Annotated in this window: 14 protein-coding genes; 10 read left to right on the forward strand and 4 right to left on the reverse strand. The window is 58.6% G+C overall.

Annotation, left to right across the window (positions count from 1 at the left end; all coding sequences use genetic code 11):
- The first annotated feature begins 343 nt into the window (after window positions 1–343).
- From qseE to glnB, 4 genes are all read left to right on the forward strand, one after another.
- The gene (gene qseE, locus AB8804_RS02965) at window positions 344–1,777 is read left to right on the forward strand and encodes a two component system sensor histidine kinase QseE/GlrK (protein ID WP_371182932.1); all 1,434 of its coding nucleotides are present in this window, start codon (window positions 344–346) and stop codon (window positions 1,775–1,777) included.
- Window positions 1,774–2,535 carry a two-component system QseEF-associated lipoprotein QseG gene (gene qseG, locus AB8804_RS02970; RefSeq protein ID WP_371182934.1) on the forward strand — a complete coding sequence of 254 codons (762 nt, stop codon included), beginning with the start codon at window positions 1,774–1,776 and terminating at the stop codon, window positions 2,533–2,535. The genes qseE and qseG overlap by 4 nt, the downstream gene beginning before the upstream one ends.
- Window positions 2,532–3,869 carry a two-component system response regulator GlrR gene (glrR, locus tag AB8804_RS02975; RefSeq protein ID WP_371182936.1) on the forward strand — a complete coding sequence of 446 codons (1,338 nt, stop codon included), beginning with the start codon at window positions 2,532–2,534 and terminating at the stop codon, window positions 3,867–3,869. Before qseG ends, glrR begins: the two co-directional genes overlap by 4 nt.
- 79 nt (window positions 3,870–3,948) lie before the next feature.
- Window positions 3,949–4,287, forward strand: a complete 339-nt coding sequence (gene glnB, locus AB8804_RS02980; protein ID WP_003860685.1) for a nitrogen regulatory protein P-II — start codon at window positions 3,949–3,951, stop codon at window positions 4,285–4,287.
- Window positions 4,288–4,368: 81 nt separating this feature from the next.
- On the opposite strand, the gene hmpA is transcribed toward glnB, so the two are convergent.
- Window positions 4,369–5,559, reverse strand: a complete 1,191-nt coding sequence (gene hmpA, locus AB8804_RS02985) for an NO-inducible flavohemoprotein (RefSeq protein ID WP_371182946.1) — start codon at window positions 5,557–5,559, stop codon at window positions 4,369–4,371.
- Window positions 5,560–5,862: 303 nt separating this feature from the next.
- On the opposite strand from hmpA, the gene glyA reads away from it, so the two are divergent.
- Window positions 5,863–7,116, forward strand: coding sequence for a serine hydroxymethyltransferase (gene glyA, locus AB8804_RS02990; protein WP_371182948.1), 1,254 nt, complete (start codon window positions 5,863–5,865; stop codon window positions 7,114–7,116).
- 54 nt (window positions 7,117–7,170) lie between these two features.
- Here glyA and AB8804_RS02995 read toward each other — a convergent pair whose 3' ends face one another.
- Window positions 7,171–7,593: a DoxX family protein gene (locus AB8804_RS02995; RefSeq protein WP_371182950.1), complete on the reverse strand. Its 423-nt coding sequence runs from the start codon at window positions 7,591–7,593 to the stop codon at window positions 7,171–7,173.
- A 230-nt stretch (window positions 7,594–7,823) separates the two neighbouring features.
- Between AB8804_RS02995 and AB8804_RS03000 the strand changes: the two genes are divergently transcribed.
- The gene (locus tag AB8804_RS03000; RefSeq protein ID WP_371182952.1) at window positions 7,824–8,963 is read left to right on the forward strand and encodes a 3-phenylpropionate MFS transporter; all 1,140 of its coding nucleotides are present in this window, start codon (window positions 7,824–7,826) and stop codon (window positions 8,961–8,963) included.
- Here the strand turns inward: AB8804_RS03000 and csiE are convergent, their stop codons facing one another.
- Window positions 8,964–10,241, reverse strand: a complete 1,278-nt coding sequence (csiE, locus tag AB8804_RS03005; RefSeq protein WP_371182954.1) for a stationary phase inducible protein CsiE — start codon at window positions 10,239–10,241, stop codon at window positions 8,964–8,966.
- A 125-nt stretch (window positions 10,242–10,366) separates the two neighbouring features.
- Between csiE and AB8804_RS03010 the strand changes: the two genes are divergently transcribed.
- The gene (locus AB8804_RS03010) at window positions 10,367–11,005 is read left to right on the forward strand and encodes a DUF1007 family protein (protein ID WP_371182956.1); all 639 of its coding nucleotides are present in this window, start codon (window positions 10,367–10,369) and stop codon (window positions 11,003–11,005) included.
- Window positions 10,996–11,976, forward strand: coding sequence for a nickel/cobalt transporter (locus AB8804_RS03015; RefSeq protein ID WP_371182960.1), 981 nt, complete (start codon window positions 10,996–10,998; stop codon window positions 11,974–11,976). Before AB8804_RS03010 ends, AB8804_RS03015 begins: the two co-directional genes overlap by 10 nt.
- 50 nt (window positions 11,977–12,026) lie before the next feature.
- Here the strand turns inward: AB8804_RS03015 and suhB are convergent, their stop codons facing one another.
- Window positions 12,027–12,830, reverse strand: a complete 804-nt coding sequence (gene suhB / locus AB8804_RS03020; RefSeq protein ID WP_003860668.1) for an inositol-1-monophosphatase — start codon at window positions 12,828–12,830, stop codon at window positions 12,027–12,029.
- A gap of 131 nt (window positions 12,831–12,961) precedes the next feature.
- Here suhB and trmJ point away from each other — a divergent pair, with 131 nt between their 5' ends.
- Window positions 12,962–13,690, forward strand: coding sequence for a tRNA (cytosine(32)/uridine(32)-2'-O)-methyltransferase TrmJ (trmJ, locus tag AB8804_RS03025; RefSeq protein ID WP_371182966.1), 729 nt, complete (start codon window positions 12,962–12,964; stop codon window positions 13,688–13,690).
- 237 nt (window positions 13,691–13,927) lie between these two features.
- On the forward strand, window positions 13,928–14,419 hold the full coding sequence (iscR, locus tag AB8804_RS03030; protein WP_006176693.1) for a Fe-S cluster assembly transcriptional regulator IscR: 492 nt from the start codon (window positions 13,928–13,930) through the stop codon (window positions 14,417–14,419).
- The last annotated feature ends 144 nt before the right edge of the window (window positions 14,420–14,563 follow it).

Consider the following 14,563-nt stretch of genomic DNA (forward strand, 5'->3'; position numbering starts at 1 on the left):
TTCGTTCAACAATCGATTTGGTTTGTGAATAAAACCCTTGCATTTCAATCAGATGATTTATTGTTTTGCATTCTGGCACGGGTGTTGCATAATAATAACTAGTGGCTCATTCACCTTCTTATGTCAGCCCCTTCGGGACGTGCTACATAAACTTCGAATGACGCACAACAAGGTGCCTGCCGTCCAACTACTGATCATAGCGATGCTTTATCAGGCCAGGGCGAAACGTCGAGTTAGGCACCGCCTCATTCCATAACAAAGCCGGGTTTTTACCCGGCTTTGTTGTATCTGAAGGGCAGTCTCAGTTAGGCTCTCATTATCCCCACATTAAGAGAGTAACGTCTTGAAACGCTGGCCTGCTTTCCCCCGTTCCCTTCGACAGCTCGTCATGATGGCGTTCCTGCTTATCCTTCTGCCTCTGCTGGTGCTGGCGTGGCAGGCGTGGCAGAGCCTGAACGCGCTGAGCGCCCAGGCGGCGTTAACCAACCGCACAACGCTTATCGACGCGCGGCGCAGCGAGGCGATGACCAACGCGGCGCTGGAGATGGAGCGCAGCTACCGCCAGTACTGCGTGCTGGACGACCGGACGCTGGAAAAGGTGTATCAGAATCAGCGCAAGCGCTACAGCGACATGCTGGACGCGCACGCGGGCGTACTGCCGGACGACAAGCTTTATCAGGCGCTGCGTCAGGACCTGAACGCGCTGGCGCGGCTGCAGTGTAAAAACAGCGGGCCGGACGCCGCCGCCGCCGCGAGCCTCGAGGCCTTCGCCGCGGCAAATACCGAGATGGTGCAGACCACGCGCACCGTGATCTTTTCGCGCGGGCAGCAGCTCCAGCAGGAGATCGCCGAGCGCGGCCAGTTCTTCGGCTGGCAGGCGCTGGTGCTGTTCCTGGTGAGCCTGGCGCTGGTGCTGCTGTTCACCCGCATGATCATCGGCCCGGTGAAGGGGATCCAGCGGATGATCAATCGCCTGGGGGAAGGTAAATCGCTGGGCGATACGGTCGCGTTTACCGGCCCGCGCGAGCTGCGCTCCGTCGGGCAGCGCATCATCTGGCTCTCTGAGCGTCTGGCGTGGCTTGAATCGCAGCGTCACCAGTTTTTACGCCATATTTCCCACGAGCTTAAAACTCCGCTCGCCAGCATGCGCGAGGGCACGGAGCTGCTGGCGGATGAGGTGGCGGGGCCGTTGACGGCTGAACAGAAAGAGATTGTTGATATTCTCGACGACAGCAGCCGCAATCTGCAAAAGCTGATTGAGCAGCTGCTGGACTACAACCGCAAGCTGGCGGACGGCGCCGTGGCGCTGGAGGCGGTCGAGATTGAACCGCTGGTCGATATGGTGATCTCCGCCCATAGCCTGCCGGCACGCGCTAAAATGATGCATACCGAGGTTGATCTCACGGTGCAGGCCTGTCGTGCCGAGCCGATGCTGCTCATGAGCGTCCTGGATAATCTTTATTCCAATGCTGTGCACTATGGTACTGAATCCGGTACCATTTATGTACGAAGCTATGTGAAGGATTCCCGGGTGCTTATCGACGTCGCCAATACCGGCACCCCCATACCTGATGATGAACAAAAGATGATATTTGAACCCTTTTACCAGGGTAGCCATCAGCGTAAAGGCGCAGTAAAAGGAAGCGGTCTGGGGCTTAGCATTGCCCGCGACTGCATACAACGCATGCAGGGCGAACTCAGGATTGTTAGCGACGAACGCGCCGACGTCTGTTTTCGCATTGAACTGCCTCTTGAGCCGGAAAAAACAATGAAATGAATCTCTATCTGGTGAATATGTCACACGTCTTTAGCCGCGCGCTGCGCGCGGTATTTTCCAGCAAAACGATGCGCGCGGGCGTCTCCTGCCTGCTGCTTGCGGGATGCGTATCCCATGCGCCGAAAAGCGCGATCAGCGACAAACAAGACGATAAATGGCCGGAGAATCAGCTCGCGGATTTCCTGACGACCCGCTGTGACGATCTCTGGAACCTCTCCGGGCATGACGTTGAGTCAAACCCGCTGTACTGGCTGCGCGGAATGGATTGCTCCCAGCGCCTGTCGCCCGCCACCGCCCGCGCCCAGGCGGCGCTGTGGGGCAATGAAACCTGGCAGGAGAATTTCAAGCGCGCCATTTTGCTGGCCGACGCCAAAATCAACCCGGTTGAGCGCCGCGCCAATACCGTGCGTCTGGATGCCGTGAGCGCGAATATCCCTGCGCAGGTGCGCCCGGTGTATCAGCTCTGGCGCGACGGGCAGGTGCTGCAGCTGCAGCTTTCCGAAGAGCGCTCGCGCTACAGCAGGCTTCAGCAGTCCTCAGACGCCGAGCTGGACACGCTTCGCCAGCAGCAGCAATTTTTACGCGCCCAGCTTGATACCACGACGCGCAAGCTTGAAAACCTGACCGATATCGAAAGACAGCTCTCAACGCGCAAGCCGGCGGGCAACTATCTGCCGGACAGTTCAAAGAGCGCGCCCGCCTCCGACGAGCCGGAGCAGGACGGCGATGCGCAGAAACAAGAGGATGTTAAGCCATGACAAGCCGCAAACCTGCCCACCTGCTGCTGGTGGATGACGATCCCGGGCTGCTGAAGCTGCTTGGGATGCGCCTCGTCAGCGAAGGCTACAGCGTGGTCACCGCTGAAAGCGGACAGGAGGGGCTGAAGGTCCTTTTCCGCGAAAAAATCGATCTGGTGATAAGCGATCTGCGCATGGACGAGATGGACGGCATGCAGCTGTTCACCGAGATCCAGAAGCAGCAGCCGGGAATGCCGGTCATTATCCTCACCGCCCACGGATCGATTCCGGATGCCGTGGCCGCCACCCAGCAGGGGGTGTTCAGCTTCCTGACCAAGCCGGTGGACAAGGACGCGCTCTATAAAGCCATCGACAGCGCCCTTGAGCACACGGCGACGTCAGGCGACGACGCGTGGCGCGAGTCGATTGTGACGCGCAGCCCGCTGATGCTGCGGCTGCTGGAGCAGGCGAGAATGGTGGCGCAGTCTGACGTCAGCGTGCTGATTAACGGGCAGAGCGGCACCGGGAAGGAGATCCTGGCGCAGGCTATCCACAACGCCAGCCCGCGCAGTAAAAATGCGTTTATTGCCATCAACTGCGGCGCGCTGCCTGAACAGCTGCTGGAGTCTGAGCTGTTCGGCCACGCCCGCGGCGCGTTTACCGGCGCGGTAAGCAGCCGGGAAGGGCTGTTCCAGGCGGCGGAAGGCGGCACGCTTTTCCTCGATGAAATTGGCGACATGCCCGCGCCGCTGCAGGTCAAGCTGCTGCGCGTTTTGCAGGAGCGCAAGGTTCGCCCGCTGGGCAGCAACCGCGATATCGACATTAACGTGCGCATTATTTCTGCTACCCACCGGGACTTGCCGAAGGTGATGGCGCGCAACGAGTTCCGCGAGGATCTTTACTACCGTCTGAACGTGGTTAACCTCAAGCTTCCGGCGCTGGCGGAGCGTGCGGAAGATATTCCGCTGTTGGCAAACCACCTGCTGCGCCAGTCCGCCGACCGGCACAAGCCGTTCGTGCGCGCGTTTTCCACGGATGCGATGAAGCGCCTGATGACGGCGAGCTGGCCGGGGAACGTGCGCCAGCTGGTGAACGTGATTGAGCAGTGCGTTGCGCTGAGCTCGTCGCCGGTTATCGGCGACGCGCTGGTCGAGCAGGCGCTGGAAGGGGAAAACACCGCGCTGCCGACCTTTGCCGAAGCGCGCAACCAGTTCGAGCTGAACTATCTGCGCAAGCTCCTGCAGATCACCAAAGGCAACGTGACCCACGCGGCGCGCATGGCCGGACGCAACCGCACCGAGTTCTACAAGCTGCTGTCGCGCCACGAGCTGGAAGCGAACGATTTTAAAGAGTAGTACCGCAAAATTTGAATGAATATGATACTGTGAGCAATCGATTACGATCAGCTTACAGGCAAGCGTTTAAGGACCCACCATGAAAAAGATTGATGCGATTATTAAACCTTTCAAACTGGACGATGTGCGTGAAGCGCTGGCGGAAGTCGGCATCACCGGGATGACCGTAACGGAAGTGAAGGGTTTTGGTCGCCAGAAGGGCCACACCGAGCTTTATCGTGGCGCGGAGTACATGGTGGACTTTCTGCCGAAAGTGAAAATCGAAATTGTGGTCAGTGACGATATCGTCGATACCTGCGTGGATACCATTATCCGCACGGCGCAGACGGGCAAAATCGGCGACGGAAAAATCTTCGTCTTCGACGTGGCGCGCGTGATCCGTATCCGTACCGGCGAAGAAGACGACGCGGCGATTTAACGTTCTTGCCGGGTGGCGCTGCGCTTACCCGGCCTACAAAACTCTTCGTAGGCCCGCGCCAGCGAAGCGCCGCCGGGGCGATTACAACACCTTGTGCGGGCCGAAGCATTCGTAATGAATGTTGTCTTTATTCACGCCCAGCTCAACCAGCTGCTTCGCGGCAAACTGCATAAACGCCACCGGCCCGCAGACGTAGAACTGCATCTCCGGCGCGCTGAACGCCCCTTCATGCGCGCGTAAATCCATCAGCCCTTCGCTGTCGAAGCGCGCCGCGGCGCGGTCGGCCTCTGTCGGCAGGCGATACCAGGTATGCGCGCTAAAGCGCGGCAGGCCCGCCGCCAGCGTTTTCACTTCATCCGCAAAGGCATGCACGTCGCCGTTCTCGGCAGCGTGGAACCAGTTTACCTGCGCGCTGTGGTTTGCTTTCGCCAGGGTATCCAGCATCGCCAGCATCGGCGTCTGGCCCACGCCAGCGGAGATCAGCGTGACCGGGGTAGTGGCGTCCACGGCCATAAAGAAATCACCGGCGGGCGCGGCCAGATGAACCACGTCGCCCACGCGGGCGTCGTTATGCAGCCAGGTCGAGACCTGACCGCCGTCTTCGCGCTTCACCGCAATGCGGTAGCCTTTGCCGTTGGGCGTGCGGGTGAGGGAATACTGGCGAATTTCCTGATGCGGGAAGCCTTCCGGCTTGAGCCAAACGCCGAGATACTGGCCGGGCTGATAGTCCGCCACCGGCTTGCCGTCTACCGGCTCAAACTCAAAGCTGGTAATAAGCTGGCTGCGCGGCGTTTTCTCCACGATGCGGAACGGACGCGTGCCTTCCCAGCCGCCGTTTTTGCTGGCGTTCTCGCTGTAGATCTGCGCTTCACGATTGATAAACACGCCAGCCAGCACGCCGTAGGCTTTGCCCCAGGCGTCAAGCACCTCCTGGCCCGGGCTGAACATTTCGTCCAGCGTCGCCAGCAGGTGCGCGCCAACGATGTTGTACTGCTCGGGTTGAATCTGGAAGCTGGTATGTTTCTGCGCGATTTTTTCGACCGCAGGCAGCAGCGCCGGCAGGTTTTCAATATTGCTGGCGTAGGCCGCAATCGCGTTAAACAGCGCTTCTCGCTGATCGCCGTTGCGCTGGTTGCTCATGTTGAAAATCTCTTTGAGCTCCGGATTGTGCGCGAACATGCGATCGTAAAAATGGGCGGTCAGCTTAGGACCGGTTTCAACCAGCAGGGGAATGGTAGCCTTAACGGTAGCGATGGTTTGAGCGTCTAACATAGCAACTTCCTTCATCTGTTACTTTAATGATGTATTTTAAATGCATCTTATAAAAATAACCCTGTATTGTAAATGGTTCTTTGCAACGTGAAAAATACGCATCACAAACCTGAAAAGAAATCCGCTGGAAACCGCGAGGTCTTTGCTGCTCAAACCCTTGCGTGGCGCGTAGGAAAACGTTTGCGTAAAATCGTTTGTCAAGACCTGTTATCGCAAGACTATTCGGTTATACTGTTGCGCGTTGTCCAACTGGACTGCCTTTTCAGGCCAAAATTTACTTGTTAGCTGAGTCAGGAGATGCGGATGTTAAAGCGTGAAATGAACATTGCCGATTATGATGCCGAACTGTGGCAGGCTATGGAGCAGGAAAAAGTACGTCAGGAAGAGCACATCGAACTGATCGCCTCCGAGAACTACACCAGCCCGCGCGTCATGCAGGCGCAGGGTTCTCAGCTGACCAACAAATATGCTGAAGGTTACCCGGGCAAGCGCTACTACGGCGGTTGCGAGTACGTTGATATCGTTGAGCAGCTGGCGATTGACCGTGCTAAAGAACTGTTTGGCGCAGACTACGCTAACGTGCAGCCGCACTCCGGCTCTCAGGCTAACTTCGCGGTCTACACCGCGCTGCTGCAGCCGGGCGATACCGTTCTGGGTATGAACCTGGCGCAGGGCGGCCACCTGACTCACGGCTCCCCGGTTAACTTCTCCGGCAAACTGTACAACATCATTCCTTACGGTATCGATGAGTCCGGCAAAATTGACTACGAAGACATGGCGAAGCAGGCCAAAGAGCACAAGCCGAAGATGATCATCGGCGGCTTCTCCGCTTACTCCGGCGTGGTTGACTGGGCAAAAATGCGTGAAATCGCCGACAGCATCGGCGCGTACCTGTTCGTCGACATGGCGCACGTGGCGGGCCTGATTGCCGCGGGCGTTTACCCGAACCCGGTTCCGCACGCTCACGTTGTCACCACCACCACCCACAAAACCCTGGCGGGTCCGCGCGGCGGCCTGATCCTGGCGAAGGGCGGTGACGAAGAGCTGTATAAGAAGCTGAACTCTGCCGTGTTCCCAAGCGCGCAGGGCGGCCCGCTGATGCACGTTATCGCGGCCAAAGCCGTGGCGCTGAAGGAAGCGATGGAGCCTGAGTTCAAGGTTTACCAGCAGCAGGTTGCCAAAAACGCGAAAGCGATGGTGGACGTGTTCCTGAACCGCGGCTACAAAGTGGTCTCCGGCGGTACTGAAAACCACCTGTTCCTGCTGGATCTGGTTGATAAAAACCTGACCGGTAAAGAAGCTGACGCTGCCCTGGGCCGCGCCAACATCACCGTGAACAAAAACAGCGTGCCAAACGATCCGAAGAGCCCGTTCGTGACCTCCGGTATCCGCATCGGTTCTCCGGCGATTACGCGTCGCGGCTTCAAAGAAGCGGAAGCGAAAGAGCTGGCGGGCTGGATGTGTGACGTTCTGGACAATATCAATGACGAAGCGGTAATCGAGCGCGTTAAGGGTAAAGTTCTGGATATCTGCGCGCGCTTCCCTGTGTACGCATAATTCTTCTGCCTTGCAGAAACAAAAAAGGCCGCATTTGCGGCCTTTTTTTATGGGTTAACGCCGATCAAGGGATATCGCCCCCGGACCAACAATCGCCAGCAGCAGGAATGCCCCGGCGATGCTCACGTTCTTGTAGAAGTTAATCATGTTAGGCAGCACCGCATCTCCGCTCATGTTCCAGTAGTGGTGGCCAATCACCGCCGTCCCCAGCGTGTAGAAGACAAACAGCACGGCCAGAGGGCGGGTGAAAAAGCCCAGCACGATAAGAATCGCGAAAGGAACCTCCATCACCACGGCGATAATGGCGGCCAGCATTGGCATCGGCGCGCCCAGCGAGGTCATGTACTGTACCGTACCGCTAAAACCCGTCAGCTTCGGGAAGCCAAAGATAATAAACAGCACAACAATGGCGATGCGGGCAATCAGCAGCATAAGGTGGCGCGACTGGCCAAAATCAAAATAGCGGAGAGTGTTCATAGGTGGCTCGTTTTTGTGGTGATCCCGTTTTAAAACTAATACACAAATCAACACTCTGCCATTCAGCTTTTCTTCATAAATCAGCCTGTAGCACGACGGCAAACGCGGCGGGAAATCATTTTTACGCTGGATGAAACCCTGCAAAACATAAGTGTTATTTACTTGTTAATCGTAGCTTGCGCTGGCCCCTGTTTAACGCCAGACTATCGCCTCCAATTCGGGAGGGATTCATGGCCTTGCATTCCACGCGCTGGCTGGCGCTCAGCTATTTTACCTACTTCTTTAGCTACGGTATTTTTCTGCCTTTCTGGAGCGTCTGGCTAAAGGGCATTGGGCTTACCCCTGAAACCATCGGCGTCCTGCTCGGCGCCGGGCTGGTGGCGCGTTTTCTGGGCAGCCTGCTGATCGCCCCGCGCGTCAGCGATCCCTCTCTGCTGATTAAAGCCCTGCGCGTTCTCGCGCTGCTCACGCTGGTCTTTTTGGCCTGCTTCTGGGTGAGCCATCAGCTTGCCTGGCTGATGGTGGTGATGGTGGGCTTTAACCTCTTCTTCTCGCCGCTGGTGCCGCTCACGGACGCGCTGGCGAACACCTGGCAAAAGCAGATCACCATGGACTACGGGCGCGTGCGCCTGTGGGGATCGATTGCCTTTGTGATTGGCTCGGCGCTGGTTGGCAAGCTGGTCAGCCTCTACGACTACCGGGCGATTCTGGCTCTGCTGAGCGTGGGTATCGCCTCGATGCTGCTGGGCATGCTGCTGCGTCCGTCGGTGATGCCGCAGGGCGAAAGCCGCCACCAGGAGAGCGCGGGCTGGCCCGCCTGGCGGAGCCTGGTGGCACAGAGCTGGCGCTTTCTGGCGTGCGTGTGTCTGCTGCAGGGGGCGCATGCGGCCTACTACGGCTTTAGCGCCATCTACTGGCAGGGCGCAGGCTATTCCGCTTCCGCGGTCGGATACCTATGGTCGCTCGGCGTTGTGGCGGAAGTGATCGTCTTTGCGCTCAGCAAAAAGCTCTTCCGCCGCTTTGGCGCGCGCGATCTGCTGCTGCTCTCCGCCGTTTGCGGCGTGGCGCGCTGGGGGATCATGGGCTGGACGACCGAACTGCCGTGGCTGATCGTGGCGCAGATCCTGCACTGCGGCACGTTTACCGTGTGTCATCTGGCGGCGATGCGCTACATTGCGGCGCGAGAGGGCGGGGACGTGATCAGGCTTCAAGCGGTTTATTCTGCGGTGGCCATGGGCGGCAGCATTGCGGTGATGACGGTCTTTGCCGGGTTCCTGTATCAACACCTGGGCCACGGCGTGTTCTGGGTGATGGCGCTGGTTGCGCTGCCGGCGATGGTGGTGCGCCCGAAAGTGGTGGCGCGGGCGTAGCTACGCTTCCAGCATGGCGCGGATGTGCTCCTGCTGCTGGGCGTTCAGCGCCTCTACAGCGTGGATCAGCGGCGGCGAAAACAGCGGCAGGGCGGTGGCGTAAGGGGTGATGACCAGCGCCGCCTCGCGCGGAGCGCCTTCTTTCTGAAACGCCTGTAGCGTCAGGTAGCGAATATTGAGCGGCAGCAGGGTAAGCTCGCGCAGCTGCTGCTCGATGATCTCTTCGCAGGCTTTGTCTTCGCCCGTCAGCAGGATCACCTGCTTTTCATGCAGGTCGGTCTCCTGCATCAGCCAGGCGCCGAAAATCACCGCCACCAGGCTCATCTCCTCATCGGAAAAACGCAGCCCAAACTCCGCCTCCAGCTCAAACAGGGCCGCCTTGGTGGTGCGCAGCAGGCGCGGGTAAAGGCGGTGGATCTCCTCCGGCAGGCTGTTATCTATGCCGATCTCAAACAGCGAGCGATCCAGCGCCTGAGCCAGGTGAACATACAGCTGATCGGTCAGCCCCTGCTCGTCGCTGAACTTCATCCCCGTCTGCGTGCGGAAGCGCGCCACCATCCGCACGATCGCCCGACGCAGGCGCTGGTCCTGCTGGTGCTTGTCCATCGCCGGATCGGGCGTGCGCAGCATCATAAACAGCAGCGCCAGAAACAGCTGCTCGTCGCTGTGGGCGCCCTGCGGGACGCGGCGCTTCCAGTGGCGCACGATCTCCTGCGCCGTAAAGTATTCTCCTCGCGACTGCGTCCAGCTGCGCTGAACCGGCGAGAACTGCGGAGTATTTCCCAGCTGGTGCTGGATAAGGCAATACTGCAGATAGAGCTGCAAAAACTGGACGTCGCGGCAGTCAAACTGGCGCTGAAGCTTGCGGGAGCAGAAGCCGATCAGCGCCCGCAGGTTGGCATCGTCGTAAAGTGGGCGGGCAATGCCCTGCTGTTTAAGCGCGGTTTTTAACGCCGGGGTAAACTGGTGCGAGACAAACTGCGGGCAAAGCCGGAGCGCGCGGCGCAGCCAGTGCAGCAGGCACAGGCGCTGGTTGAGAACCGAGCCTTCAATCCGGTAGCTGCCGTCGAGGTGCGTAATGATGTCCAGCCGGTGATAGCGCTGGATTTCATCGCGCGTCTCGGCTATATCTTGCCGTGCCATGGCGTCATCGACCCCGTTGGCAACAATAATGCTCTGCGCAGTGACGGCAGCATCGGGCAGGTAAAGCATCAAAAGCACCTGGCAGCGGCGCTGCGAACTGGAAAGCACAGATGGAATTTCAAGCGTCGTCATCATCTGTCGGGTATCCAGTGTGAATGTCAGATAAGAATAGCTAAAGGATGGGCGCTGAAAAGCGCACCGGCGGGCCTTTCACTCAGGATTGCTGGCGAACATCACAGAATTTTTGACGTGAGGAATTGATGCAAATAGTTAAACACAGCGCGATGGCGGTATTTTTGGCGGTTTTCACCTCTGCCGTTAGCGCGCATCCTCATAGTTTCATCAGTCTTAAAACGGAAATCGTCTCGGACGGCACGCAGCTTAGCGGCCTTAAGATGCGCTGGACGATGGATGAAATCACCTCGGCGGATCTGCTTTACGATGCGGGGAACGCGAAGCCGGGCGATGAGATCTGGAAGAAGCTGGCGGCAGAAGTGATGGCCAACGTGCTCGGGCAGCACTACTTCACCGAGTTCTGGCACAACGGGCAAAAGGTGAAATTCCTTAACCGCCCGACCGAGTACGGGATGTCGCGCGAAGGCCACCAGGCGGTGCTGACGTTCGTGCTTCCGCTGGCGCATCCTCAGCCGCTGGCCGGGCAGACGTATACTTTTTCCACCTTCGACCCGACCTACTACGTCGATATGCGCTACGCCGAGGACGGCGACGTACAGCTTCCCGCATCGTTGCAAAAAGCCTGCAAACTCGCCGTTCGCACGCCGAAGCCCAGTGACGAAACGCTGAACTTTGCCCTCTCCCTCGATAAAGCCGATGCGCCACCGGAGGATATGGAGCTGGGCAAACAGTTTGCGCAGGAGGTGACGCTGCAATGTCAGTAATCGCCTCTCCAACCCGTAAAACGCGCCGCTGGGTGCAGTTCTGGCCGCTGGCGCTGTTTATGCTGCTGGCCGCTGGCGGCCTGCTGTGGCTGTGGCACGCGTGGCCGCAGGTGATGATGAAAAGCATCGTCTGGCAGCGCGAGGTTAACCAGCAGATGAGCGGTCTATTAAAGGCGGTGGCGGAGAACCCCGCGAAAGCGGGCGGCTCGCTGCTGGCGTTCAGCTTTATCTACGGCGTGCTGCACGCTCTGGGGCCGGGGCACGGCAAAATCGTTATCACCACCTGGCTTGCCACCCATCCTTCAAAGCTAAAGTCGAGCATTGGCCTGACGCTGGCGTCATCTTTACTTCAGGGCGGCGTGGCGATTGCGCTGGTCGTGGTGGTGCTTTCGCTTTTACAGCTTCCCGCGCGCCAGCTTCACATGAGCAGCTTCTGGCTGGAGAAGGGCAGCTATGCGCTGGTGGGCGTGCTCGGGCTGATCCTCTGCTGGCGGGCGGTGAAAAAGCTGCGCGCGCTGCTGAAAAAGCCCAAATTCAAAGCGTTTACGCTACATCATGAACACGACGCCCACTGCGGCTGCGGGCATCAGCATCTGCCCACGCAGGAGCAGCTTCAAAGCGGAGACGACTGGCGCGCCCGCACGATGATTGTGCTGTCCATGGGCATGCGCCCGTGCTCGGGTGCGATCATGGTGCTGCTGTTTAGCAAGGTGATTGGCGTGTTCGGCTGGGGCATGCTGTCGGCGCTGGCGATGGCGGCGGGGACATCGCTGACCATTTCATCTCTGGCCGTGCTGGTACACAGCTTCCGTCAGCTGGCGGTAAGGCTCAGCGGCACGAAAACGCCGGTACTGTGGAAGCAGGTCGGGTGGACGACGCTCGCACTGGCGGGCGGGGTGATTCTGCTGGTGGCGGCGGTGACGATGTGGATAAGCGCGGTGCCGGTGGGAAGGGGATTGCGGCCTTTCTAGCCGTATTGTAGGCCCGGTAAGCGTAGCGCCACCGGGCTTAACAGACTGAATTAACGCTTCAGCGCGTCGCTCAGCTCGTCACGCATGTTTGCCAGCATGGCTTTCACCACGCGTGGGTTACCCGCAACGATGTTGCCGGTAGACATGTAGTTATGGCCGCCGGTGAAATCGCACACGATGGCGCCTGCTTCACGCGCGATCAGCTCGCCCGCCGCAAAGTCCCACGGCTTGAGAGACAGCTCGAAGTAGCCGTCAACGCGACCGGTCGCTACGTAGGCCAGATCCAGCGCGGCGGAGCCGGTGCGGCGGAAGTCCGCGCATTCGGTGAACAGCTTGCCGAGGATATTCATATAGGTGGTAGCGTGCTGCTTCGCCTTGAACGGGAAGCCGGTCGCCAGAATGGTGCCGTCCAGATCGCGTGCATTGCTGCAGCGCAGACGGTAGCCGTTCAGCTGTGCGCCCTGACCGCGAGTGGCGGTGAACAGTTCGTTACGCATTGGATCGTAAACCACGGCGACTTCAGTACGGCCTTTAATGCGTACTGCGATAGACACGGAGAAGTGTGGCAGGCGTTTTACGAAGTTGGTGGTGCCATCCAGTGGATCGATAACCCATTGAACATCCTGATCGGTACCTTCATGTTCACCGCTTTCTTCGGTGATGATGGTGTGCTGCGGGTAAGATTTGCGGATCGTTTCGATAATAATCGCTTCTGCGGCTTTATCGACGTTGGTCACGAAATCATTGCTGCCTTTCTGGCTGGTTTCTACGGAGTCAGGTGTTTCGTAGTGTTTGGCAATTACATTACCCGCCTTGCGCGCTGCGCGCACGGCGATGGTCAGCATCGGATGCATCGGTCTCTCTCACTGGATGTTAAAGAACGGGAAAATCGGCGCAGAGTATAGCAGCGGGATCGGATTATGTCTCTCGTTTATGGTAATATGCCGGAATATTCTTCAGACACAGAATCCAGATACCTAAAACTATGCTGCAAAACATTCGAATCGTGCTGGTCGAAACATCGCATACCGGCAATATGGGCTCCGTTGCCCGCGCTATGAAAACCATGGGCTTAACGAACCTGTGGCTGGTTAACCCGCTGGTAAAACCCGACTCTCAGGCCATCGCGCTGGCCGCCGGTGCCAGCGACGTGATCGGCAACGCGCAGATCGTCGACACCCTTGATGAAGCCCTGGCCGGATGCAGCCTGGTCGTCGGCACCAGCGCGCGCTCCCGCACGCTGCCGTGGCCGATGCTGGACCCGCGCGAGTGCGGTCTCAAAAGCGTGTCGGAGGCTGAACAGGCGCCGGTTGCGCTGGTGTTTGGCCGCGAGCGCGTGGGCCTGACCAACGACGAGCTGCAGAAGTGCCATTATCACGTGGCGATTGCCGCTAACCCGGAGTACAGCTCGCTGAACCTGGCGATGGCGGTGCAGGTTATCGCCTACGAAGTGCGCATGGCGTGGCTGGCAACGCAGGAAAAAGGCAGCGCTGAGCCACAGGAAGAGACCGCGTATCCGCTGGTGGACGATCTGGAGCGCTTCTACGGCCACCTGGAGCAGACGCTGCTGTCCACCGGATTTATCCGCGAAGGCCATCCCGGTCAGGTAATGAACAAGCTGCGCCGTCTGTTTACCCGCGCGCGCCCGGAAAGCCAGGAGCTGAACATCCTGCGCGGGATTCTGGCGTCGATTGAGCAGAAGAATAAGGAATAGTGCCGTCTGTTCGCCGGGTGGCGCTGCGCTTACCCGGCCTACAAAACCCGTAGGCCCGTGCAAGCGCAGCGCCGCAGGGCAAAAGGATACGGCACAGAAGGTTAAATACCTGACTAAAACAGTCAAGTAAATAGTTGACCATTTTAGTCAGGAATGTCAGACTTGGCCCTGCTATGCAATACCCCCATTTTACAATAAAAAACCCCGGGCAGGGGCGAGTTTGAGGTTAAGTAAGACATGAGACTGACATCTAAAGGGCGTTATGCCGTGACCGCGATGCTGGACGTTGCGCTCAACTCCGAAGCGGGCCCGGTTCCGTTGGCTGATATTTCTGAACGACAGGGCATCTCCCTCTCTTATCTGGAACAGCTGTTCTCCAGACTGCGTAAAAATGGACTCGTTTCCAGCGTGCGCGGCCCGGGCGGCGGTTATCTGCTGGGTAAAGATGCGGGCAGTATTGCGGTTGGCGAAGTGATCAGCGCAGTGGATGAATCCGTTGACGCGACCCGCTGCCAGGGTAAAGGCGGCTGCCAGGGCGGCGATAAGTGCCTGACTCACGCGCTGTGGCGCGATCTGAGCGACCGTCTGACCGGCTTCCTGAACAACATCACCCTGGGTGAACTGGTCAATAACCAGGAAGTTCTGGACGTTTCTGGCCGTCAGCACAGCCATGAATCACAGCGCAGCACCCGCGCGCAAGACGCAATCGACGTCAAATTACGCGCCTAATTTGCCCGTCATATTTCGTGCCGCAACTGCGTTGGCCGCACTTGCTGCAACACGAACTATGTAGGACAAAAAATTATAAGATTTCAGAATCAGGCCGGGGCTTGATGCCCCGCGTACTCGGTCGTACATCCAGCCGGTTGCCTG

Source organism: Enterobacter sp. KBR-315C3_2022, from assembly GCF_041399425.1.
In the GTDB taxonomy this organism is placed as follows: Bacteria; Pseudomonadota; Gammaproteobacteria; order Enterobacterales; family Enterobacteriaceae; genus Enterobacter.